This window comes from Photorhabdus sp. HUG-39 (assembly GCF_963878365.1).
Taxonomy (GTDB): Bacteria; Pseudomonadota; Gammaproteobacteria; order Enterobacterales; family Enterobacteriaceae; genus Photorhabdus; species Photorhabdus kayaii.
The window spans coordinates 72047-95889 of sequence record NZ_CAWNWY010000018.1; the positions used below are offsets into that span (position 1 = coordinate 72047).

Below are 23843 nucleotides of genomic sequence, written 5' to 3' on the forward strand. Positions count from 1 at the left end.
GAGAACATCATAGTGAAAGCATATCAACAGACAGTATCTGAATGGTTGCGCCTTGTTGGTGAACGCCAAGGTGTAGCTTTGAGCATTGGCAGCGATGGTCACTGTACAGTACCTTTCGGCCAAGGTGGTGAGTGCATCATCGAAGTGCCGGGTAATGATGACGTTCAGGCATTTTATTTCTATATTCCTTTGTTGCGATTGCCAGCAGATGAGCCGGGCCAGTTGATGTTGACCCGGGCTGCCCTTGAGTTGAATATGTTCGGTCTTACCACGGGCGGCAGTCAGATCAGTCTGGACAGTCGTACTAATTATCTGGTGTTGAGCTTCTCTGCATTGATCGAGATGTTCGACGAAACGACATTTATGCAGATTCTGGGAGAGTTTCTCGATCTTGGGATCAGCTTACAGTCTCAGTTTCAGGTGATCAGCACCCAGCAGAATGGCGCATCATCTGTGCTGCATCCATTACCCGGCTCAGCCATCGTATGCTGAATTTCGGTCGCCTGAATAACCAAGGAAAATAAGATGTCTATTCAAGGTATTGGGCACACTCCCAGCGCCACGGCATTGGCGCCCCTTTCGAACGGAGAAGTACAGACACCATCTCGTAATAATAATGTTCATCATCATCTTGCCTCTCATTACACCAGTACTGGTCTTGGTACTCAGGTGTCGCCGGGCAAGGTGATGACCACCACACTGAAATATCTGACATTGAGTGCCCCGGCTCGCAAGATTGGCACTGCCATACAGGGAGGACATGACTCCCATGCACAGAGTGCCAAAGGTAAGGCGCGTTACTGGACTGGGGCCATTATCAAGGGATTGGCTAATATCACGGGCGGTGCCAGTAGTGTAACGAGTGGTGCAATTTCAGTCGGTGTTACAGGCGTTAAAAACCTGGCGGAATCCACAGGGCGTTTGCTGGCATCTTCTGCCTTGGGGCTGGCTGGAGCGGGCGCGAAGGGGGTCTCGCACCTACCGCTTGGCGCATCTGATCGTTTGCAGGCTGGAACGCGTGCCGAGCAATTGCTGAATTCTGCCAAGGTGATCGCCAAACCTGCGTTTGTGGCTAAAGCGGAGCAAGAGCCGTTGAATGCTGTGGGAGCTAAGGCAGTGATGGATGCGGCTCAATTGGCGAGAATTAGTTGCTCCAGTAGCTATCGGGATATGCCTGCGAGTTACAGTCATGCCACTTTAGCTGATATCCCGTCCTCAATACTGGCTCGCCGGGAGGATGGCAGTGGCGGAACTGGCAGTGAGTTAACTCTGCATGTTCGCCCCAGCAAGGGGGAGAATGATCCTTTAATCCTTGAGGGAGACGGCTGGTCTGCGCTCAAGGTTGCTGTTTACAAACGTGACGATACTATGGTGCTCTCCTTCGTGGGCACCCAGCCAACTAAGCGTCCTGGTACGGTGAAGAGTGATGTCGGCGCTGCTTTGGGGATCAAGGACAGCGCGTTTCAGGATGCTGACCGTTTGGTCAAGGCTTTTACTAAACAATATGGCGGCAAGGTTGAGGTTCTAGGCCACTCCTTGGGCGGCGGGCTGGCGCAATATGCGGGCATCAAACATGGGATCAAGGTCACCGCATTCAACAGCATGGGATTGCATGTAGGATTACGGGATCGGCTGGCCGACAAGTTGGATAGTGCCAACGTCACCCACATCAATACCAGTAGCGATCCGCTGAGTCAGAAGGTCGAACATGGTATTTGGGGGTTGGATGCTTCTTCTCAGGTAGGTAAGCGTTATGTAATTGAGCATTCAGGTGGTCACCGTATGGAGTCGGTGACCGCAGGTTTGGAAGCCTTACTGGCTTAATGACTCGATATGTTAGGACAGCGCCTCCTGCGGGAGGCGCTGTCGCTGCCAATAGACAACTGTATTTAACGCAATTGCACCTTATTTCAGTGCCTTGAGGATTTGCCAGGCTGCTTTGATGCGCGCCTCGTTGGGGTAGTTTTTGTTGGCCAGTAGCACAATACCCATTTGCTCTTGCGGCACAAATGCGACATACGCTCCGAAGCCATTGGTGGAACCGGTTTTATTGATAAAAAGCGCATCCGTTGGCGGCTCTGGCGGCGATAGTTCCGTGGTTTTGTTGGCCTGATAAGCGATCTGCGCCGAGTTGCCGCTCAGTACCTGCTCAAGGGTAACGGGCCAGTGATAAAGCTCCCAGCCCAGCCCTTGCGTCATCTCCCCCACCCGGTAATAGCCGGTATGGGTTGCCCGAATGGCCTGTGCCAGTTTGCTGTCACCTACGCGGGAAGGATCGATATTCGCATCCACGAAGCCGATCAGCTCTTGTGCACTGGTTTTCAGACCATAGGCTTCCTCATCCAGTACGCCGGGAGTGATGCGAATCGGTTTATTCTCTTTTGAATAACCCAATGCATAATTTTTCATCTCCTGTTCGGGCACGTTAAACCGGGTATGGTATAGACCAAGTGGTGAAAGGATTTGGTTTTTCACCAGTATTGAGTAAGGTTTTTCAAGGCGTTGGGCAACGATATAGCCCGCCAGGCCAATGCTGGGATTGGAGTACTGGCGGTAGGTTCCGGGCGTGTACTTTGGCTGCCAGTGCTGAAACCAGTCCACCATTTTGTTATTGCTGTCGATCTCATCAGGGAATTGTAACGGCAGGCCGCCCGCGGTGTAGGTGGCAATATTCAGCAGGTTTATGTTGTCAAAGGCGCTGCCTGCAAGCGGTTGAAAATGCTGGCTGGCCTTATCGGAGAGGGAAATGGCTCCCGTCACCTGCGCCCAAGAAATCAGGCTGCCGGTAAAGGTTTTGCTGACCGATCCTATTTCAAAGAGGGTCTCTTTGGTGACCGGCGTGTTGCTCTCTTTTGATGCGTCACCGTATTGATAGAAAAAATGTTGACCGCGGAAAGTCACCGCAATCGCCATTCCTGGAATGTCATATTCCTGCATCAGGGAGTGTATGGTCTTATCAACGGTATTTGTCAGATGGGGCTGATCGGGTGTATTCGAGGCTTGAGTGCCGAGAGAAGCGGCAAGCAGCAAACTGCCAGTCAGCACCGAAAATCGTTTTGTCATGTGGCGTGTCCTTCAATTACAGTGAGAGCTTTCAGTCTTGGATTCTATCAGGATTTACACGCCAGCAGGAGGTAACAAGGTAAAAAGAGGTGTCCTAAGATTATTCCCCGTGGGAAGCTCAACGCTTTATCGCACAATAGCCTCCTTCTTCACCTGGTGATAGCCCTGGGTAACGGTTCTGAATTCAAAAATGGCTGTCATTTTGCCCGTTATTTGGGGGAGTTCCCAAAGAGCACAGTAGTGGTGGGAATACGATCCGCCCGTAAAACTCGTATGAATTAAAGAATAACGAATGAAAAGGATTGCTTGTTAATAAAGTGATTGTCTGTATCCCATCATGTCTGAGGCGTATTTTATCCAGTATCAATTCATTTTCATGCTTTAGTTCAAAATAACGAATAATCCTAAATTGATTGAATTATGATTGTTTGGGGTTGTTATTCTTTTTCGTAGATATTTTCAACGCATTATGCCATAAGAATTGAATGGGCATTTTAGTAAAATTCTTTGTTATCAACCATATGATCTGCTCGGTAAGATTTACCTACTTTTACAATTATTAACCGCTAGTTTAGTTGTATATCATTTTCTGTTCGTTTTACACTTCAGGCAGTTTAGTTTATTTATCTGAAAATTTAAGTGTTGGTGATCTGGTTAATCAGCTTGTGCTATGCGCAGTCTCAATTATTCGATTAAGAAACTAATGAAAATGACAGAACTTAAAGTATGTCCGAAGTAACACATACAGGCATCTCACGTTCAAATTATCACTCATGTGAAGGAGTCGAAGATGAAAAAACAACAGCTTAGGCTGGCGGTTTTGTGTCTGTTACTGGCTGCTTGTAGCCAGTTTCCGGCGCAGGCAGGCGTGATTATTGCGATTAACCATACCAAATGGGCGATTAACCGGTTCAGTGTGGATGATACACCGGGTATCGATATTATCGGACCGTATCAGGGTGGTGGGGGTGGTTGCTGCTATAGCGTACCAGCGAAATGGAAACCGGGTATGACGGTCCGGGTGGATTGGGAGGCAGGTGAGGCATCAACAAAGGGGTTTCCCGGTTTTGCTGATGAAGAAAAATATTTAGCTTGGCGTAATAAATTACGGGCTAATAATCGCCAGCATAGCCAGGTAGTGCCGGTACCCGATTATACCGGGCAGCGCACCTGCGGTATTACGGTGCATTTTTTACCCTGTGATCAGGTTAAAGTCACTACCTCCTGCAACACCTATAACAGCCCCAATTATCCGATAAAAGAACCTTTACAAATGAAGGAGCCCAAAGTATGTCCGAAATAAATCATAACGATGCTGTCTGGTTGCCCGCCCTTTTCCCGGCTCAGGGACGGTTGCCAGCTCGGGATTACCTGATTAGGCAAAATTGCCGCCAACAAATTAGTCAAGAGAGAGCTTACCATCAGGAGCTCTGTCTGGCTGCGGATCGTCGGGTGGCACCGCCCTGCTGTAAGACCCTGCATGTCAGCCTGTTCTTTGACGGGACCGGCAATAATTTATATAACGACCTTTATCAGGCCGTTCCTAACCACCCGACCAATATTGTCCGCCTTTTCCAGGCGACGATTGGGGCTGGTTATGCGGGTGGCGCGGCAGGTAAGCCGTTGCTGGATGATATCGACAGCACCGGTGGAAAGTACTTTAAGTATTATATTCCCGGTGTGGGCACCCCCTTCCCGGAAATTAATGATCTGGATTACACCACTTTAGGACTGGCCGCTGCTGACCGGGGTGAAGACCGGATCAACTGGGCGTTGCTGCGGTTGATTGATGTATTAAAACGCGTATTAGCAAACGACAAAATTGATGATACTGCTTGTCAAAAATCCCTTGAGGCGATGGCCACGACATGGCACACGCTGGGTTTGGGTGGCGCACATAACCGTTATGCCGAGTTTTATAAGCAATTTTCTGGCTTAAAACGTGAGCTAGTCATAGCCCGCAGCCAGCCGGGACGGGGCAAATCCAAACTGCTGGGGATGAAGTTGTATGTGTATGGTTTTTCCCGTGGGGCAGCAGAGGCACGGGCCTTTGTCAACTGGCTGGCTGAACTGTTGCCGCCCCCCAAAGAGGATAACTCGAAGCCGTCGCAGTGTCTGCAAGCGAAAAACGAAACCGACCCGGAGTGTAACTTGCCCATCAGTGTGGAGTTTCTCGGGCTGTTTGACACGGTGGCGTCGGTCGGGGTGAGCCATGTGGTTCCTGTCGTTGAAGGCCATATGGCCTGGGCAGACGGCACGCAGGAGCTGCCATCGGAGGAGACTTACGGCGGGTTGGTGAAACGTTGTGTGCATCTGGTCTCGACCCATGAACAGCGGTTGAGTTTCCCGATGGACTCCATTCGCCGTTCGGACGGCACTTATCCGACAGGCAGTACTGAGGTAATTTATCCTGGGGTGCATTCTGATTTGGGCGGCGGTTATCCACTAGGTGAACAGGGCAAGTCAATAGGTAAAACAGATGGTCTCCTTTTATCACAAATTGCTTTGCATGAAATGTATGCTGCGGCTTTTGATTCCGGTGCACCTTTAAAAGTGCCAGAAGATACTTTGCCTACAGATTTAGCCAGAAATGCTTGGCGTAAAATGCCACTTGATGTAGTTGATGAATTTCTCATTAGCTCGCAGCTAGTCAACCGCTTCAACGCCTGGCGTGAAGTCACCCTGGGCCTGGAGATGCCTAAACAACCCTTGTCGGAAGAGGAAGCTGCCCGCTTTGAACCGGTACGGTCAGCTGTGGCGCTGGAGCAGGCCATGAAAAACCAGCTGGACTGGCTGACGGCCTGGCGTATCAACCGTTACGCCGGCGGTACGCTGCTCAGTACGCCGTTTTTCCATGAAGCCCCCAACCGTGATGCGAAAAAAGCCCACTATGAGCAAAGTCAGCAGGCGCAGGAAGAAAAGCAACAGGCGGTGTTAAAGCAACGGAAAGCCCAGCGGACGGCTTTCGCTTCTAACGGTGGACGGGGAGAGCCACCGGTGTTGTCCCCGGGAGTGCCGGATTTTGACCCGGAAACTGCACAGAATCAGTTGCGGGAAGCAGCCGCGGAATTTAGCCGTGACTACCGGGGAGAACGGCGTGAAATACACAGTGTGAAGCAATTTGTTGTTGATGACATTCTGGGCAATGCCCTTTATCTGTTGAACAGTGATGATGAGGATAAGGAATATCAGCAAATGAAAGCGGCGGGAGAGGTATTGGTCAAACGGCTTTTTCGGTCAATCCCGGCGGGAAAAACCGGTCAACCAGAATCACCGGAGTCATTGCTGGTCGACCTGTATGACAATCAGGTGCATGATTCCCGCGCCTGGTTTATGTACTCTACGCTGGATACGCGCGAGCCGGAGGGCGGTTATTTCCGTTACCGGGTGATTTACTTCGGCAAAATGTGTAATAAACCCCTGTCGCTTTTGACGGTGAGCGGCAATGTGGTGGGGGCTGTGTCACCGGTTGGCAGTGCCTTGTTTATCTTCAAACGGAAAAAAGTCGGCAACATGGTGGCGGATGCCATCGACGAAGTTCACTGTACTCAGCTGGACGTGAGCGCCCACGATTTATCCACCCGGGAACTGATCCCCATGTTACCGGACGCAGAGCAGACGAAAGCGTTCACCCATCATGTGGGCGAGGTGACCGGTCAGCAGAGGCAGTTTATTGAAGCGCGGCGATTGCAAATCGGCAAAGAGAATCTCAAAGCGCGTTGGGCAGGAAAGACGCTGGAACCGACTCCGCTAGGGGAGCCGGAGAAATGAAAAACGTTATCCGTCAGGGCGATAGCCTGCATGAGTACGGTTATTCTAAGTCTCCAGAATGGCAAGTAAGTCGTTAATGTTGTTGCCTGAGTACTGACTCAGGCTAATATCATCCAGCCACTATAGATCTGTTTTCTCCGCTAATTATCTCTTTAATTTGAATGAAAGAGGTTTCAGCCAATAGACACCCAATCACAAAATTTGTGATCTCTATTACCGGACAAAATAAAACTTTGCGGTTGCTGATTGAAAACCAAGGGCTTTCGTTTCTTTATGTCAATTGTTACCCAAAATGTGGATGAAAACTGATTTTTTGGGTAAATAGCCAGTAACCAGAGAATTTAATATTTTCTTTCGCTTTGTTTCTAATCGAAACCTTTTATGCCAGTTTTTGGTTATATAATAGACTGTAATAGCGATCACAATTTCGTTTGGTTGCTTTTGCTGTAATTAAATCGAAAGAGAGGGAAAGCAATTCATCACAGGCGGCATAAATTTGTCGCTGAAAATCTGAGGAGTATAACGGAATGGCTGTGGATACCGTAAAAAGACGTGAACAGATTATCGACTTGCTGTGCCATGAGGGCAGCGTACGTGTTGAACATTTGAGCACCCGTTTTGGGGTTTCCAGCGTCACTATCCGTAATGACCTGCGTTATCTGGAGCAAAAAGGCTGCGCACTGCGTTCTTATGGCGGTGCCATGCTAAATCAGCAATTCGCCTTTGATCGCCCTTTGCAAGATAAAGGCCGGATGAATCGTGATGTGAAATCGCGCATTGCGGCTAGGGCGGCACAGTTTGTTCAGGATGGTGATGCCTTGATCCTTGACTCCGGTTCGACTACCACGCAAATCGTACCATTTCTTAAAGAGCGACGTGATCTGGTCGTCATGACTAACGCGTTGAATATCGCCTATGAACTGGCGGGATTTGACCGGATGGAGGTGATGGTGCTTGGCGGGAGTGTGCGTCAGAACTCCTACTCGCTCTATGGCCCGGCGGCGGAACAGCAATTGCGTCAATATCGCTTTGACATCCTATTTCTTGGCGTCGATGGTTTTGATCTGGAAGCAGGGATAACCACGCCACATCCCGGTGAAGCCCACCTTAATCGCGTAATGTGTGAGGTGGCGCATGAAATTATCGCGGTGGCGGATGCCAGTAAATTTGGGCGCAGAAGCTTTTGCCTGATCCGTCAGGCCGGGCAGATTCATCGGCTGATTACTGACAGTCGGATCCCCGATAACTACAGGCGGGCATTAATTGAACTCGGCGTGGATGTGGTTATTGCCGACGAATAGTTCTTACCGAGATTCTTGCCCGCATGGGAGACACCATGCAGTCACTATTACAACTTATCCGTCGTCACAAATCAGGTGAAGCAGTGGGGATCTATTCGATCTGTTCCGCTCATCCTTGGGTATTGGAAAGTGCTTTGCGCGTCGCTAAAGAGCGTAAGACCTCGGTATTGATTGAAGCAACCTCTAATCAGGTCAATCAGTTTGGTGGTTATACTGGGATGCAACCTGCTCAATTCCGGGATGCAGTTTGGCAACAGGCCGATCGCATTGGTTTACCGCGTGATCGTGTCTGGTTAGGGGGCGATCATCTTGGACCCAATGCTTGGCAGGATCTTCCCGCTGAACAGGCAATGAAACTGGCTGAAACGTTGATACACGATTATGTGGCGGCAGGGTTTCGTAAGATACATCTCGATTGTTCAATGTCCTGTTTGGATGATCCAACGCCGCTTGGCGACAAGGAGGTTGCGGTACGTGCGGCTCGTTTGTGTCAGGTAGCAGAACGTTGTTGGCAGCAGGTGGGGGGAGAACCACCGGTTTATGTGATAGGTACCGAAGTGCCGGTACCGGGTGGAGCGAAAGAAGCATTAGCAGGAATGCAAGTCACGACGCCTCAGGCTGCGGCGACAACGTTGAGTGTACATCAACAAGCCTGGCAGTTGGCTGGATTGGAACCGGTATGGCCACGGGTGATTGCGATGGTGGTGCAACCCGGGGTGGAGTTCGATCACCATTGTATCGAACATTATCAACCTGAACGTGCAGCGGCACTGAGTCAATATATCGAATCTCAACCCTATTTAGTCTATGAAGCTCATTCTACTGATTATCAAACGGCGCAAGCTTACCGTGAATTGGTACGTGATCACTTTGCCATTTTGAAAGTCGGCCCAGCTTTGACTTTTGCTTTACGTGAGGCGCTTTTCGCACTCGATAAAATCGATGGTGAATGGAATGGGGAACAAGACGCGGCTCATCTGTGTGCTACGTTAGAACAGGTCATGCTTGAGCAGCCGGAGCACTGGAATCGCTATTACCACGGTACATCGCATCAACAGTTTATTGATCGTCAATACAGTTTGAGTGATCGCATTCGTTACTACTGGCCGCATCCGCAGGTACAACAGGCAGTGAATACCTTGATGGATAATCTGCGTTGTCGTCCGGTTTCCCTTTCACTGTTGAGTCAGTACCTGCCGGAGCAGGCGCAGGCCGTTAATGCCGGAAGGTTGGATAATGACCCACATGCCTGGGTGTTGGATAAAATTCGTTCTGTGCTCTTGAGCTATGCGCAGGCTTGTGAGCTTGGGGTACAAGGAGTTTTAGCATGAATGAGCTGTTTTCCTATGCCGAAGTCTGGTTGCGTGAGCACCATGCGTTGCATACTGCCAGAGAGATTCATCAACAGCCTGAGCTTTGGCGTCAGTTATATCAAAATCTGCAACGTGAGGAAGCGTTGTGGCGACCCTTTTTGCAGCCTTTATTGTCTGATCCAGAGTTACAGATAGTGCTGTGTGGCGCAGGTTCCTCCGCGTTTATCGGGCGCGCATTGGCGCCTTGGTTGCGTGAGCAGTGTGGACTGAATGTGGTCGCGTACAGCACCACAGACATTGTGCCTTCTCCTTTGCAATATCTCGATCCAACGCGTCTGACATTGCTGATTTCCTATGGGCGATCGGGCAATAGTCCAGAGAGCGTGGCGGCGGTAAAACTGGCGGATCAGCTCCTGTCACGCTGTTATCACCTGATGCTGACCTGTAATCCCGGCGGTGCGTTAGCGTGTTATGCCGAAGGGTGCTCTCACGTCTGTTCGTTGAATATGCCACAGGGTTCTCATGACCAAAGTTTTGCTATGACGTCCAGTTTTAGCTGCATGACGTTAGCAACAGTGCTGCTGCTAGGGCCATTGACGTTGGAACAGAGTAGGGCGTCGTTGATGGCGATGACCGCGTTGTGTGAGCGGGAAAGGGGGCAGTGGCAGGCACAAATTAAGCGGCTGGCCCGTTGTGGTTTTAAACGCATGATGTGTTTGGGTTCCAGTTGTTTTACTGGGGTAGCAGAGGAGGGAGCGCTCAAGATGCTGGAGTTGACTGCCGGGCACGTCACGACGCGTTACGATTCGTCAATGGGGGTGCGTCATGGGCCGAAGTTTATGATCGAACGCGATACGTTGGTGGTCATGATGCTTTCGGCTGATCAGTATCGTCGTCGTTATGATCTCGATCTGTGGCATGAGCTGAATCATGACGGATTGGCGTGTCAAATTGTTGCACTGAGTGGCACACAGGGGAAAGGGTTCACGGTGGTTAACAGTGAACAAGACGATATCTGGCTGTTGTTCCCCTATTTGATATTTTTGCAGATGCTGGCGTTTGAAACCTCGCTGGCACTGGGCATAACGCCAGACAATCCATGTCCGACAGGGGAAGTCAACCGCGTGGTGAAGGGGGTGGAAATTTATCCTTATCATCCATCGTATTCACCAAGAATAAAATGTATCAGGAGTGATTATGTCGATACCGAACATTTTAATGACTCGAATTGATAACCGGTTGGTGCATGGTCAAGTCGGTGTGACCTGGACCAATTCACTGGGGGCCAATTTGGTATTGGTGGCTAATGATCACGTTGCCGGTGATTTGATGCAGCAAAATCTGATGGATATGGTGGTTTCTGATGGGGTTCAGACGCGTTATTTCACCCTGCAAAAAACCATTGATGTGATTCATAAAGCGGCTGAGCGCCAGAAAATTTTTATCGTCTGTAAAACGCCGCAGGATGTATTGACGTTAGTAAAAGGCGGTGTACCGATCCGCTTCGTTAACGTGGGTAATATGCATTTTGCTGAGGGAAAGCGTCAAATCCATAAGACGGTTTCGGTTGATGATAGCGACGTGGTGGTGTTTCGTGAGTTGGAACAACTGGGCGTCACTTGCGAAATTCGGCGAGTGCCGGATGAAGCGGGAGAACCTATCGCCAAATTGCTGGTTTGAGGGGGGAGTTATGCTGATTGATGCGATATTGATTGGGTTACTGGCTGGATTGGCCGGGGTGGATCTGTTCGACGGGTTGACTCATTTTCATCGTCCAGTGGTGATTGGGCCGTTGGTCGGGCTGATTTTAGGGGATGTGCAGACGGGTTTGCTGGTCGGGGGGACACTGGAGCTGGTCTGGATGGGAATGGTGCCACTGGCAGGTGCTCAGCCGCCAAATGTGGTGATTGGTGGCGTGATTGGTACGGCATTTGCTATTTTGACTCATGCTGATCCTAAGGTAGCGATTGGTATCGCGGTGCCATTTTCCATTGCGGTGCAAGGCTGCATCACCCTGCTGTTTACCCTGTTTTCACCCATGATGCATAAGTGCGATCAAATGGTGAAAGCGTTGAACTGGCGCGGCGTGGAGCGTGTGAACTATCTGGGTATCACCATTCTGTTTTGTTTCTACTTTATCGTGGCATTTCTACCGGTCTATTTCGGTGCCGATGCTGCCAGCGTCATGGTACAAAAGGCGCCGCAATGGTTGTTGGATGGTCTGGCGGTTGCGGGCGGCATGATGCCTGCTATCGGTTTTTCTATGCTGATGAAAATCATGATGAAAAAGACTTATATCGCTTATTTCATTTTAGGTTTCATTTCAGTCACATTCCTCAATATGCCGATTATTGCTGTAGCTCTTGGCGCTTTTGCGATTGCATTGATCGATTTCTTTAACCGTTCCCGTATGGAGGAGGCCGCTGAACGCAGCGTGCCTACCACTCAATCTCAGGAGATGGAAGATGGCATTTAACGGCACCGATGCGGCGATGGCTGCTAAAGCTGAGAACAGGATGGCGCAGGCGCTGGCAACCAGCCAGGTTGAGCAGGATGACTATCAGGACACGATACCGAGTGAGGATCTGACCAAAGGCGATTTGAATCGTATGGCGTGGCGCTCTTTGTTGCTACAGGCGTCATTTAACTATGAGCGTATGCAGGCGGGGGGCTGGTTGTACACCTTGATCCCGGGTCTGCGTAAGATCCACAAGCATCCGCAAGATCTGGCGAATTCTATGAAGATGCATATGGAGTTTATTAATGTGCATCCGTTTGATGCCACCTTCCTGTCTGGTTTGGTGCTGGCAATGGAGCGAAATAAGGAGAAAATTTCCACTATTCGCGCCGTGAAAGTGGCGCTAATGGGGCCGCTAGGTGGGATTGGCGATGCATTGTTCTGGTTGACTCTGTTACCCATCTGTGCAGGTATTGGGGCTTCTCTGGCGCTACAGGGCAGTCTGTTTGGTCCCATCATATTCCTGTTGTTGTTCAACATTGTGCATTTTGGCTTGCGTTTTGGTCTGGCGCATTATGGCTATCGTGCAGGAACCAGTGCGTTGGCATTGTTGAAAAAGCATACCAAAAAGATCTCCCATGCCGCTTCGATAGTAGGAATGACGGTAATCGGGGCGTTAGTGGCTTCCTATGTTCATCTCTCGACGCCGGTGGTGATAAACGCCGGTAAGGCCAGTGTGGCGTTGCAGAAGGATGTGCTGGACAAACTAATGCCTAATTTGTTGCCGTTGTGTTTCACCCTGCTAGTGTTTTGGTTGATGAAAAAAGGATTTTCCCCGGTCAAGTTAATTGGTTTGACGGTTGTGATCGGTATTGTAGGGAAGTTTGTGGGTTTTCTTTAATAAACGGCACCGAGGAGAGGGAATGTTAGGTATTGTAATCACCGGTCATGGACATTTCGCCAGTGGGTTGTTGCAGGCAGTGGAACAAGTTGTCGGACGACAACCGCAGTGCTGTGCTGTCGATTTTCCTGAGGGAATCAGTACGCAACAATTATTGGTGTTGTTGGAGGCGGCCTGCACAGCCTGTGATAGTGGTGAGGGTATCATTATTCTCAGTGATTTACTGGGTGGATCACCATTTCGACAGGCGGCGCAACTGGCAATAGCTAATCCATGTTATGAAGTTATTGCCGGTACGAATATGCAATTGGCGGTAGAGATGGTGCTAGATCGTGAAGGTATGACGCTGGAAACATTTCGTGATACGGCGCTGGAGTGCGGGCGGCGGGGATTAACCAGCTTGTGGCATGAACAGCAGAAACGAGGGTATGACAGCCCGAATCTGGATGGCATTTGAGGAGCTTATATGTATCTGATTTCCAGTCGTCAAATGTTGAAAAAAGCCCTGCGTGAAGGCTATGCGGTTCCTGCTTTTAACGTCCATAATCTGGAAACTGTCCAGGTGGTAGCGGAAACCGCTGCACGCTTGTCATCACCGGTTATTCTGGCAGGTACGCCGAGTACTTTCAGTTATGCGGGGACTAACTACCTAGTGTCAATCTGTCAGGATGCTGCTCGTCGCCACAATCTGCCGCTAGCGTTGCATCTCGATCATCATGAGGAACTGGAGGATATCAGTCATAAAGTGACCGCAGGTGTGCGCTCGGTAATGATTGATGGCTCGCATTTACCCTTTGAAGAGAATATTCGTAAGGTGGCTGAGGTGGTACGATTTTGCCATCGTTACGATGTTAGCGTTGAGGCGGAATTGGGGCGGCTAGGCGGGCAGGAAGATGATTTGCAGGTCTCCAGTGCCGATAGTTTTTTTACCGATCCGCTGGCAGCAAAAGCCTTTGTTGCCCGTACCGGTATTGATTCTCTGGCGGTAGCGATTGGTTCTGCGCATGGTTTGTATCATGGTGAACCGCATTTGGATTTTGATCGGCTAGCGGCAATCTGTGAACAGGTGGATATTCCGTTGGTGCTACATGGTGCATCGGGTATTCCTGAAGTGATGATACAGCAGGCGATTGGTCTTGGTGTATGCAAAGTCAATGTGGCGACCGATCTGAAAATTGCTTTTTCTGATGCGGTAAAGCGTTATTTCATTCAGCATCCAGATGCGAATGATCCACGTAAATATATCGCGCCAGGAAAACAGGCTATGCAGGCAGTAGTAGAAGAAAAAATCCGGATTTGTGGCAGTGCAGGTAAGCTGTATTCGTGAAGGTTCTATTTTTTCATCCTGACTATTAAGGAAACTGCTGTGAAAATAAGAACGTTAAATAAAATCACGTTAAGTTTATTAGCGAGTTCCATGTTGTATAACACCCCAGTCTGGGCAGATAGCTGGCTGTTGGACGGTAACAATTACCATGCAACGGTTAGCGACGAACACGGTAAAGTGACGCAATTAAAATTTGAAAATCCAACAAACCACGATCAAATCATCATTGACAATCTGTTTGAAATCACGTTGAAATCGGGAGAAAAGCTCACGGCTAAAGATTTTCAGATTACTGACATTAGCAAAAAGCGCAATCGTATTGTTGTCTCCCTGAAACATGGCGACATTCAGGTAAAAAATATCATTACTGTGGAGGATAAAGATAAGTACGGCTCGTTTGAAATCACTATTACACCGCAGGAAAACCCGTTGGAGCTCAGCTCTGTCTCGTTGATGCCATTTCGCACTAAAACCCCTTTTGTTCACGGCTCTATCGTCAGTTCACCGATTGTCAGCGATAACTTCTTTATTGTTCCCGGTAATCCATTGATTACTACTGAGGCTTATAAAGGGAGCGCTTCGCAAAAAATTGCGCTCTCTATCCCGTTAGAGCCGGGGAAAACGTTAAGTTATAAGACGTATATTGGTGTTTATCAGGAAGGGCAATTGCGGCGCAACGTCAATGAGTTTTTGAACAATGCGCGTCCGCGAAAATATAGTCCTTACCTACATTACAACTCTTGGTACGATATTGGTTATTTCACGCCTTATACCGAACAAGAGGCGTTGACCCGTATCAAGCAGTTTGGGCAGGAGCTGGTGACTAAGCGCAGTGTGAAGTTGGGTGGTTATCTGTTTGATGATGGTTGGGATAATCTTAAAGGCGATTGGGGTTTTAGTCAGGCATTTCCCCATGAGTTCAAAAATCTCAAACAGGAAGCAGATCAATATCGTGCTCGTTTAGGTATTTGGCTTTCTCCTTGGGGCGGTTATGGTAAACCGGGTGAGCAGCGTGTTTCTCATGCGGAGGAGTTTGGTTATGAAGTGATAGATGGCAGATTTGCGCTCTCAGGCCCTAATTACTACGCCAATTTCCATAACCGGGTACTCAACCTGATTCAACAACAAAATGTATCCATGTTTAAGCTGGATGGCACCGGCAATGCTGATCGTGTGATTAAGGGGAGTTCATTCACCAGTGATTTTGATGCCGCTATCCATCTGATTGAAGATATGCGCAGTACAGGCAATGAGCTGTTTATCAACTTGACCACAGGCACCAAAGCCACGCCTTCTTGGCTATTTTTCGCCGACTCTATTTGGCGTGGCGGCTATGATGTGGAGTTTCACGGTACAGGTTCCAAAGTGCAGCAGTGGCTTACCTATCGTGATGCAGAAACTTATCGTAATGTCGTCAGAAAGGGGCCGCTGTTCCCACTGAATTCGTTGATGCTGCATGGCATTGTTTATGCTAAACAGGCTAAGCATCTGGATAAACAGTCACCTAAAGATTTTGCCGATCAGGTTTGGAGCTATTTTGGCAGCGGCACTCAGTTACAAGAGATGTATGTTACTCCTGAACTGTTGACCACCGAGGATTGGGATATGCTGGCAAACGCGGCGAAATGGTCAGAGAAAAATAAAGATGTGCTGTTTGATACCCATTGGATTGGTAAAGATCCTACCGATCTAGCGGTGTACGGTTGGGGAGCCTGGAGTCCGAAAAAGTCGATTATTACTTTGCGCAATCCTGCTGATGAAGTGAAACAATATTATCTGGATCTGCAAAGTGATCTTGAGTTACCGGATAATCAACCTTCGGTATATGACGTTAATATCGATTATGGCGAGAACAACTCGTTGCCGAAGTTTATTAATAAAACGGCGTTGATTACCCTTCAACCGTTAGAGACACTGACCTTTTCTTTGACCCCATCGAAATAATCACAGTGTTATTAAACTGCCCTGAATAAACGACTTTATTCGGGGCAGTGATTATTTTGGGAAATTATTGTGATGGTGTCTTATCAGAAAAAAATCAGCATATTGTCAATAAATTAACATTTCAGACATATTAGATTTTGGTTCTGCTAATAACTTTTTCTGCCGCTATGTGTGATAGAAAACCTGAACGACTCCCGTATTCTGGATGATTTGCGACGAATTGATCGATACGGCGGATTAGCAATGATGGAAGAGTTACGTTGATTTTCTCTGACTTTCCCATTAATCGTGTAATATCCACATCAATTAATGCCCATATTGCTCCTATATATTCAGGGTCGGCAAGGTGGTTTTCTACGCTTGTCGCTTCTGGTACTGATTCATTATCATCAATCAGCAATTCGATATGCGCTTCAATTGCTTCGCGGACGCTTTCTAGTGCGTCTGTAAAATTATCCCCTCCAGAAAAGCAACCCGGGATATCAGGGACACGGACGCCAAAGGATGAATGGCCTTTATCAATCGCAACTGGATATAACATTTACACCTCCGAGAAGTGGACTTAAAGTCCCGCCTGTTTCTTGATACTTTTCAATGTTGGTAAAGGTATATCCTTTTGTGGGTGTTTTACCGTTACCAATCCTTGCTTGGTTGGATGTTTGAATTGATGGTGACTACCTTTAAACCCTCACGAGATACCATCCTTCAGCTTCGATCATTGCTATCGCGTTTCTACTATCCATCCTCCGGTTCTCTTGTTTTGTCTTGATGGGGTTATAGTAACCCTACAATGTTATGCGTCAAGGCTAGCGGGTATTGACGTTGTTATTAGCTAATGGAATAGCTAAAAAGCCGACCAGCTCGGTTTTATGAGCTAGTATGAATCATAAGAAGATCTTGTCAGAATTGCCTGTAACTTAGTGGTGGAAGTAAGTCACAGTAATTGTTTTTTTAAGAATCCACTTAAAGGGAAAAATTAATGAAAGCGTTGATCATAATTGACATGCTGAATGATTTTGTCACAGGAGCGCTCGCCAATGAGGCGGATGCGATGAAGATCGTACCAGTAATTAAACGGCTGATTGATCATGCTCGGGGCCATCGTGATTGGCTGGTGGTTTATGCTAATGATGCTCATCGATCCGGTGATCGGGAAATGAGTATTTGGGGCAGGCATGCAATGGCTGGAACGCTAGGTGCTAATGTCATTGAAGCATTGGCTCCTGTTGGAGCAGATCGTGAAATTGTTTTGCCTAAGCGATTTTATGGGGCTTTCGATGGAACCGATCTGGAAGAGGTTTTGAAAGCATATGGTGTGACGGAAGTTGTGTTAACCGGCCAACATACCCATTGTTGTGTTAGGCATACGGCCTATGGCGCGTTTATACGCGGTTATCGAATCAAAGTCTTGTCAGATGCTGTGTGTGTGTTTCCCGGTGTCGATCAGGAAGATGCCCTTAATTATCTTAAAACCATTTATGGTGCTGAAATTATAATGAGTACCGCGTTAGGCATGTAAATTGGGATAATGTGTTAATACAGTTGGAAATTGATCTGGCAGATGCCGGTGAATATTGGCACCTGCCAGCTAAATATTAACTAAGCAGCGGGTAAATTACGGCCATAATAAATTTCTTGTATCTCTTTTTTCAAAAGATGGGTAATTTTCTGCTTTTCAGTTTCACTCAGTTGCTCTGGTGTGGCATTAAATAGATAATCATTCAGGTCAAATCTTTTTAGCATCATTTTTGTATGAAATAGATTTTCCTGATAAATATTAACATCCATCATGTAATACTGCGATTGCACTTCTTCAGTCATATAATTCTGAATAGAACTGATTTCATGATCGATATAGTGTTTCATGCCATTCACATCTCTGGTGAAACCACGGACGCGGTAATCCATTGTGACAATATCTGATTCTAATTTGTGGATCAGATAGTTCAGCGCTTTGAGAGGTGAAATAACACCGCAGGTTGATACTTCAATATCAGCTCTGAAAGTGCATATGCCGCCGCCCGGATGGCTCTCTGGATAAGTGTGAACACAGATATGGCTCTTATCCAAATGGGCAACGACAGAATCAGGTAACGGACCTGGGTTTTCCGTGTTGTCTACATCCTTCGGGTCCATCGGCTCTTCGCTGACGAGTATGGTAACGCTTGCCCCTTGTGGGTCATAGTCCTGGCGGGCGATATTTAAAATATTTGCACCAATGATCGAACAGGTTTCGCTGAGGATTTCCGTTAAACGGTTAGCGTTATATTGTTCGTCAATGTAAGCGATATAACTATCCCGATCAGCTTGGCTTTTGGCATAACAGATATCGTAAATACAAAAACTCAGGCTTTTTGTCAGGTTATTAAAACCGTGCAATTTCAGCTTGTGCAATTTATTTCACCTCCTGGCTAATGGGTGATTATGGGTTCTCAGATAGTGCATCCAGCAGATATTGTGGTAGAGCAAAGCTACCTACATGAACGGCTGGATTGTAGTAACGGCAGGTAAAACCTGCGTTGTCAAAGCGCGGTTGCAATGTGGCCAGATCCACATGGCGTAGTGCCGGGTTCTGGCTTGCCCAGGCAAAGGTCATCATTCCGCCATAATAGGTTGGAATGGCAGCTTGATAGAAGCCGCTGTCAGCAAAATAGTTGCTCAATTTTTTATGGCTGGTGACTGCTTCGTCCTGTTGTAAGAAACAAACACCATTCTGAGCAACAAAGATGCCACCTTCATTCAGACAACGTTGGCAACCTTGATAGAATTCAGATGTAAATAATCCTTCACCGGGCCCGATCGGGTCCGTGCAGTCAGAGATAATGACATCGAATTTTTGATCGGTGGTATTAACGAAATTAACACCATCGTCAATGATCAGATTAAAGCGTGGATCATCATAAGCACCGGCATTATGGTTAGGCAGATACTGACGGCAGAATTCAACTACCCCAGCATCGATTTCAACCATAGTGATGCTTTCAAGGTATTGATGACGGCAGACCTCACGTAACATACCGCCATCACCGCCGCCGATAATCAGTACTCGTTTGGCGTTCCCGTGGGCGAACAAAGGAACATGAGACATCATTTCGTGGTAGATAAATTCATCACGTTCAGTTGTTTGTATTGTGCCATCCAGCGCCATAATGCGGCCTAATGCCGCGTTTTCAAAGATGATCAAATCCTGATGCTCAGTTTTATCGTGATAAAGCACTTTATCGACGGAAAAATACTGACCAAAGTTGGCGTGCAGGGTTTCGTACCAAATTTCTTTTTGTGACATATCCCGGCTTTTCCTCCACTGTGACAGTCATGAAAATTGGGTGCACATAATAGCCAACAATTCTCATAGTTGCACGGTGAAATTTACCCCTTTAGAGGGATGAGGAAAAGGACTATTTAACGTAGGCGAATAAACTCAGCGAATCTCTGGCGAGAGCATGGCACTTTATCGCATTGGACAGGTAAATTCCTTTGAGGTCTTGGTAGCTTTCTTCATTGAGCTTGTCCATCAATTGGCTGTTGTAATTAGTTAAATCCCACTTATTGCGTTGAGCAAAATAAATAATGGCTCGTTTAATTTCCCGGTCAGGAATTTGGCTGTAACCACAGTCATATTTCAGGTAGATAAACACTGCTGTCAGATCGGCCAGATCTTCAGCTTCATTTTCTGTCAGCGCTTTTGCGGGGTGGGAAAGACCGAAAAGAACGAGTATGTAAGTCAAGAGAGCTAATTTTCGCATTTGTATTATTATAATCATTCAGTGTCATATTACGTTAACATATTAATATCTTTGTTAGGAAAAATTTATTTTTTAAAATTACTGTAAAGATCGACTTAAATCACATTCCCTTCGCTTGACCTTCCTGTAAGGGTAGCCCTTATGTTTTCTTTATGAGATGTTTTTTGTTATACCCGTCATCTTTCAAGTTGCCTCTTTGTTGGCTGCACTCACTCACCCCGGTCACATAGTTCTCTATGCTCCCGGGGATTCGCTCCCTTGCCGTCGCGATGCATCTTGAAATCCATAGGGTATAGCGATTTTTTGGTTGATTTGACTAGGAGGTGAATATGCAACGACGTGATTTTATTAAATTCAGTGCCATTATGGGTCTATCTAGTATGTTGCCTGCATGGAGTCGTTTCTCCTTTGCTGAATCTTATCCGGGATTACCTATCCCTCCACAACTAGAGCCAGATGCGGTAGGTAAAATCATTATTGAAATCAAAGCAGGACAATCCAGTTTTAACGCAGGAGTGGTGACTAAAACTTGGGGTTATAACGGTGATTTACTCGGTCCGGCACTGAAATTGACGTCAGGTAAACCTGTCACTATTGATATTCGTAATCATCTACCCGAAGAGACCACTGTTCATTGGCATGGCTTGGAAATTACTGGGGAAGCCGATGGTGGCCCGCATGCGATGATTGCGCCAGGAGGGAACCGGACGGTCAGTTTTACGCCTGAACAACCGGAAGCGACTTGTTGGTTCCATCCGCATACGCATGGCAAGACGGGTTATCAGGTTGCAATGGGGCTTGGTGGATTAGTCTTGATTGAAGATGAGAACAGCATCAATACGGGTTTACCAAACCGATGGGGTGTGGATGATATTCCTGTGATATTGCAGGATAAGCGCTTGAATAACGAGGGGCAGATTGATTATCAGTTGGATGTAATGAGTGCTGCTGTTGGTTGGTTTGGCGATATGATGCTGACCAACGGTATTGTTTTACCCCAACATACTGCACCACGCGGCTGGTTACGTTTGCGTTTGCTAAATGGCTGTAATGCTCGCAGCCTCAATATTGCGACCAGTGATGGCCGTCAATTGTATGTTGTTGCCAGTGATGGTGGTTTGTTAGCAGAACCGGTTGCGGTTAATGAGTTACCGATTCTGGCGGGAGAACGTTTTGAGGTAGTGATAGATGCTTCGGATGGCAAATCTTTCGATCTGGTGACGTTACCTGTGGTTCAGATAGGAATGACATTACCGCCATTTGATCGGTCACTGCCTGTTTTACGCATTCGACCTCAGCTTTTCTCTAGCCGCACTATACTATCGGAGCAGCTTGTCACGCTTCCTGCATTGCCTTCTTTTAACGGTTTGAATAAGCGTCGTTTACATCTGGCTATGGATAGTCGTCTGGATATGCAGGGAATGATGATGTTGTCTCAGCGCTACGGTGAGCGGGCTATGGCGGGTATGGGAATGCATCATGAGAATATGAACCACGGAGATATGCATCATGGTGGTGAATTAAATTTCCATCATGCGAACACCATTAATGGGCAGGCTTTCTCCATAACAGAACCCGCTTTTGATGTGAAACAGGGGCAGTATGAGCGTTGGGTGATTTCAGGAGCTGGCGATATGATGCTGCATCCGTTCCATATTCACGGCACCCGTTTTCGTATTTTGAGTGAAAATGGCCGCAAGCCTGCTGCTCATCGTAGTGGTTGGAAAGACATTGTTCATGTGGAAGGTAAGGAGAGCGAAGTGCTGGTCCAGTTCAAGCATACTGCGGGAGCGAAACACCCATTTATGGCGCATTGTCATCTACTAGAACATGAAGATACCGGTATGATGCTAGGTTTTACTGTTAGTAAATAATTTTGTTAACAGATTGACTCTGGTTTGGCTTATCAGAGTCGGCCTCACTGTGCCTTATAGTCCGTAGTTATGTAGTCTTTTCAATGAATTATTGTTATAGGATGTACATTATAGAACAAAGGTTATACGCAATTGCTTCTACTATGAACTGGTGTTGATAGATGCTTAATCAGCAGTAAATGGACACAACAAAGTATTGTCAGTGATTACCGCAGGTATTAGACTATGATACAGTTGTTTGTTTGTTACTCAGTGAAGGAGCGGTGAAATGTCTAGTTTTTTCAAGAATATGGGATATGCTCTTGTTTCTCCGGAAAGGGTGATGGCACGCCTCGTTGGCGCACATAAAGAAACTTGTTCTGATGCTGATCAGAAAGATGAAAAGTTCATCATTAATCGTTCTGGAACGGTTACTCTGAATCGTTGTAATCCTGATGTTCAGCGGGCTTTCGCTTTAAACGTTGAGTGGTTGAGTACTAAAAAAGAGGGATAACTATCAATGTGGGCAGCTGTGGTTATTGTTAAGTTTTACCGTGTTGATCAGTATCAGTGCATCCTATAACGCAGAGAAAGATTTTAGAAATCCTGAAAAGCGCAATGGTATTTTTAAAGAAATTGCATCTAATAGTGCTATTGAAAGCCTTCTTTTGGAATCAATTGAAAGTGGTCTGTTGCTGTTAATTACTTTAAAGTCGAGAAAAGTTTATGTTGGAATGGTTGATGAAGCGAGATTTCATCATTTGGATACCGATACTATCGTTATCATTCCTTTTATGAGTGGTTACAGAGATAAAGATACGCTGACATTTTGTGCCGAGCATAATTATGCTGATCATTACAGGAATGAAGGTATTACACTAACTTCAAAGCCTTTGAGTGTGTATCAGTTTCGTCATGTTCTTCCGCTTGAGCAGATAGAGTCTCTATCGCTTTTTAATCCTGAAACCTATGATAAGTTCCAGGAAGTTATTAAAGATAAATCTAATTGAGGTAAAACGTCTCAAATAGGTTTTGTAGTTCATCAGTCCGAAGAAATTTAACAAGATAGACTTGGTAGTCTCTTTTTTTAATGTTGTTCAATACATGGCAGATAGAATATAGAAACTTTGCGTTTTCTATGAGTAAAGAATAGCAGTAACAACTGGCGCTACCTGGAGTATTTCAGTTTGTCATGAGTTATTGAATGGTGGAGGCATCATGACTGAAAAATGTTTGTACTGCTCCTTTTGTGGGAAAAAGCAAGATGAAGTAGCTAAATTAATTGCTGGTCCAAGCGTTTACATCTGCAATGAATGTGTTGCTTTGAGTCAGGGAATCATTGATGAAGAAAAAAAGCTTAAAGTTTTAGCAGTAAGTCATCCTCACTCAGCCTCACTATATACGTTTTTGGCATATAATTCTGGCTGTTTTATTGAAAGTTCGGTTATTTGTTCCGATGAAATCCTTGCAGAAACATTGGAAATAAGCATTGATGATTTACATAAGGCTCTTAGAACTCTTAAAAGGAAAAAATTAATAGAAATTCTACCTTGTGCTGATGGGATGACGTTATATTTTGTGAGTGGGAAAAATATAAGTAAAACTTATGATGAAGAAACTAAGCTTTACAGAGTTGCCGCTAATGTTTTGTTACAACCTAATCCCAAATTAAAGATGTTGCCATAGACATAGTGATCATCAGAAACCATCTTTAATCTTTGTTTGAGATACCCCATATTTTCGAAGAACTTTTGATAATTACCATTCGATTATACCCTATGGATTTCAAGATGGATCGCGACGGCAAGGGAGCGAATCCCCGGGAGCATAGATAACGATGTGACTGGGGTGAGAGAGTGCAGCCAACAAAGAGGCAACTTGAAAGATAATGAGTATATAGATTGGTTTCTCTTCTGGATACTATAAACATCCTTATTCTTATGCCGTACTTACCTTGAGATATCCTAAGGGAAAGGAATTGTGCAACAATATTGTTAGGCTGTGTCCCGCAATAGATTGAGATAGAATAATCCCCTGGCTCTGACTTTCGGAAAAAACCTGTTATGGCTCGTTACGACCTTCCTGATGAAGCATGGGAGTTACTGCTCCCCTTATTGCCCCCCGAACATTCTCAACGGCCGGGACATCCTTATGTTGAACACCGCC

General features: G+C 46.7%; 22 protein-coding genes and 3 pseudogenes. 19 read left to right on the forward strand and 6 right to left on the reverse strand.

What is annotated here, in order from left to right:
* Positions 1-12: 12 nt before the first annotated feature.
* Together AAC155_RS13230 and AAC155_RS13235 are read left to right on the forward strand one after the other, a co-directional pair.
* Entirely contained in the window at positions 13-492 is a 480-nt protein-coding gene (locus tag AAC155_RS13230) for a CesT family type III secretion system chaperone (RefSeq protein WP_191214863.1), read from the forward strand.
* A 33-nt stretch (positions 493-525) separates the two neighbouring features.
* On the forward strand, positions 526-1824 hold the full coding sequence (locus AAC155_RS13235; RefSeq protein ID WP_113042694.1) for a phospholipase: 1299 nt from the start codon (positions 526-528) through the stop codon (positions 1822-1824).
* A gap of 81 nt (positions 1825-1905) precedes the next feature.
* On the opposite strand, the gene ampC is transcribed toward AAC155_RS13235, so the two are convergent.
* A complete protein-coding gene (gene ampC, locus AAC155_RS13240; protein WP_113042696.1) occupies positions 1906-3063 on the reverse strand; it encodes a class C beta-lactamase in 1158 nt (385 codons plus the stop codon).
* Positions 3064-3853: 790 nt separating this feature from the next.
* Between ampC and AAC155_RS13245 the strand changes: the two genes are divergently transcribed.
* From AAC155_RS13245 to AAC155_RS13295, 11 genes are all read left to right on the forward strand, one after another.
* A complete protein-coding gene (locus tag AAC155_RS13245) occupies positions 3854-4366 on the forward strand; it encodes a DUF3304 domain-containing protein (RefSeq protein WP_113042698.1) in 513 nt (170 codons plus the stop codon).
* Positions 4354-6834, forward strand: coding sequence for a T6SS phospholipase effector Tle1-like catalytic domain-containing protein (locus AAC155_RS13250; RefSeq protein WP_113042699.1), 2481 nt, complete (start codon positions 4354-4356; stop codon positions 6832-6834). Before AAC155_RS13245 ends, AAC155_RS13250 begins: the two co-directional genes overlap by 13 nt.
* Positions 6835-7361: 527 nt before the next feature.
* The gene (gene agaR / locus AAC155_RS13255; protein WP_113042701.1) at positions 7362-8135 is read left to right on the forward strand and encodes a transcriptional repressor AgaR; all 774 of its coding nucleotides are present in this window, start codon (positions 7362-7364) and stop codon (positions 8133-8135) included.
* Between the two features lie 35 nt (positions 8136-8170).
* Positions 8171-9466, forward strand: coding sequence for a D-tagatose-bisphosphate aldolase, class II, non-catalytic subunit (locus AAC155_RS13260; protein WP_113042703.1), 1296 nt, complete (start codon positions 8171-8173; stop codon positions 9464-9466).
* Entirely contained in the window at positions 9463-10680 is a 1218-nt protein-coding gene (locus tag AAC155_RS13265; protein ID WP_113042704.1) for an AgaS family sugar isomerase, read from the forward strand. The genes AAC155_RS13260 and AAC155_RS13265 overlap by 4 nt, the downstream gene beginning before the upstream one ends.
* Positions 10646-11128, forward strand: coding sequence for a PTS N-acetylgalactosamine transporter subunit IIB (agaV, locus tag AAC155_RS13270; RefSeq protein WP_011145207.1), 483 nt, complete (start codon positions 10646-10648; stop codon positions 11126-11128). Before AAC155_RS13265 ends, agaV begins: the two co-directional genes overlap by 35 nt.
* A gap of 10 nt (positions 11129-11138) precedes the next feature.
* Positions 11139-11924: a PTS N-acetylgalactosamine transporter subunit IIC gene (gene agaW, locus AAC155_RS13275; RefSeq protein WP_113042706.1), complete on the forward strand. Its 786-nt coding sequence runs from the start codon at positions 11139-11141 to the stop codon at positions 11922-11924.
* Positions 11914-12807, forward strand: coding sequence for a PTS system mannose/fructose/sorbose family transporter subunit IID (locus AAC155_RS13280; protein ID WP_113042707.1), 894 nt, complete (start codon positions 11914-11916; stop codon positions 12805-12807). Before agaW ends, AAC155_RS13280 begins: the two co-directional genes overlap by 11 nt.
* A gap of 22 nt (positions 12808-12829) precedes the next feature.
* On the forward strand, positions 12830-13264 hold the full coding sequence (gene agaF, locus AAC155_RS13285; RefSeq protein WP_112877043.1) for a PTS galactosamine/N-acetylgalactosamine transporter subunit IIA: 435 nt from the start codon (positions 12830-12832) through the stop codon (positions 13262-13264).
* A 9-nt stretch (positions 13265-13273) separates the two neighbouring features.
* Positions 13274-14134 carry a tagatose bisphosphate family class II aldolase gene (locus AAC155_RS13290; RefSeq protein WP_113042709.1) on the forward strand — a complete coding sequence of 287 codons (861 nt, stop codon included), beginning with the start codon at positions 13274-13276 and terminating at the stop codon, positions 14132-14134.
* 39 nt (positions 14135-14173) lie between these two features.
* Positions 14174-16078 carry an enterotoxin gene (locus AAC155_RS13295; RefSeq protein ID WP_113042710.1) on the forward strand — a complete coding sequence of 635 codons (1905 nt, stop codon included), beginning with the start codon at positions 14174-14176 and terminating at the stop codon, positions 16076-16078.
* A 130-nt stretch (positions 16079-16208) separates the two neighbouring features.
* On the opposite strand, the gene AAC155_RS13300 is transcribed toward AAC155_RS13295, so the two are convergent.
* On the reverse strand, positions 16209-16619 hold the full coding sequence (locus tag AAC155_RS13300) for a type II toxin-antitoxin system HicB family antitoxin (protein WP_113042712.1): 411 nt from the start codon (positions 16617-16619) through the stop codon (positions 16209-16211).
* A 21-nt stretch (positions 16620-16640) separates the two neighbouring features.
* A pseudogene (locus AAC155_RS13305) lies at positions 16641-16821 on the reverse strand (type II toxin-antitoxin system HicA family toxin).
* Positions 16822-17057: 236 nt separating this feature from the next.
* Here AAC155_RS13305 and AAC155_RS13310 point away from each other — a divergent pair.
* Positions 17058-17597, forward strand: a complete 540-nt coding sequence (locus tag AAC155_RS13310) for a cysteine hydrolase family protein (RefSeq protein WP_113042713.1) — start codon at positions 17058-17060, stop codon at positions 17595-17597.
* Between the two features lie 80 nt (positions 17598-17677).
* Here the strand turns inward: AAC155_RS13310 and speD are convergent, their stop codons facing one another.
* From speD to AAC155_RS13325, 3 genes are all read right to left on the reverse strand, one after another.
* Positions 17678-18472, reverse strand: a complete 795-nt coding sequence (gene speD, locus AAC155_RS13315) for an adenosylmethionine decarboxylase (protein ID WP_113042715.1) — start codon at positions 18470-18472, stop codon at positions 17678-17680.
* 28 nt (positions 18473-18500) lie between these two features.
* On the reverse strand, positions 18501-19364 hold the full coding sequence (speE, locus tag AAC155_RS13320) for a polyamine aminopropyltransferase (RefSeq protein WP_113042716.1): 864 nt from the start codon (positions 19362-19364) through the stop codon (positions 18501-18503).
* A 112-nt stretch (positions 19365-19476) separates the two neighbouring features.
* On the reverse strand, positions 19477-19824 hold the full coding sequence (locus AAC155_RS13325; RefSeq protein ID WP_011145216.1) for a YacC family pilotin-like protein: 348 nt from the start codon (positions 19822-19824) through the stop codon (positions 19477-19479).
* 329 nt (positions 19825-20153) lie between these two features.
* On the opposite strand from AAC155_RS13325, the gene cueO reads away from it, so the two are divergent.
* From cueO to AAC155_RS13350, 5 genes and pseudogenes are all read left to right on the forward strand, one after another.
* On the forward strand, positions 20154-21698 hold the full coding sequence (cueO, locus tag AAC155_RS13330; protein ID WP_113042717.1) for a multicopper oxidase CueO: 1545 nt from the start codon (positions 20154-20156) through the stop codon (positions 21696-21698).
* Between the two features lie 268 nt (positions 21699-21966).
* Complete coding sequence (locus AAC155_RS13335) at positions 21967-22191, forward strand: hypothetical protein (RefSeq protein ID WP_011145218.1); 225 nt, start codon at positions 21967-21969, stop codon at positions 22189-22191.
* A gap of 40 nt (positions 22192-22231) precedes the next feature.
* Complete coding sequence (locus tag AAC155_RS13340; protein ID WP_191214861.1) at positions 22232-22687, forward strand: hypothetical protein; 456 nt, start codon at positions 22232-22234, stop codon at positions 22685-22687.
* Positions 22688-22895: 208 nt separating this feature from the next.
* Positions 22896-23033, forward strand: a pseudogene (locus AAC155_RS13345) (ClpX C4-type zinc finger protein); the annotation flags it as partial.
* A 707-nt stretch (positions 23034-23740) separates the two neighbouring features.
* Positions 23741-23843 (forward strand): annotated as a pseudogene (locus AAC155_RS13350) (IS5/IS1182 family transposase); the annotation flags it as partial.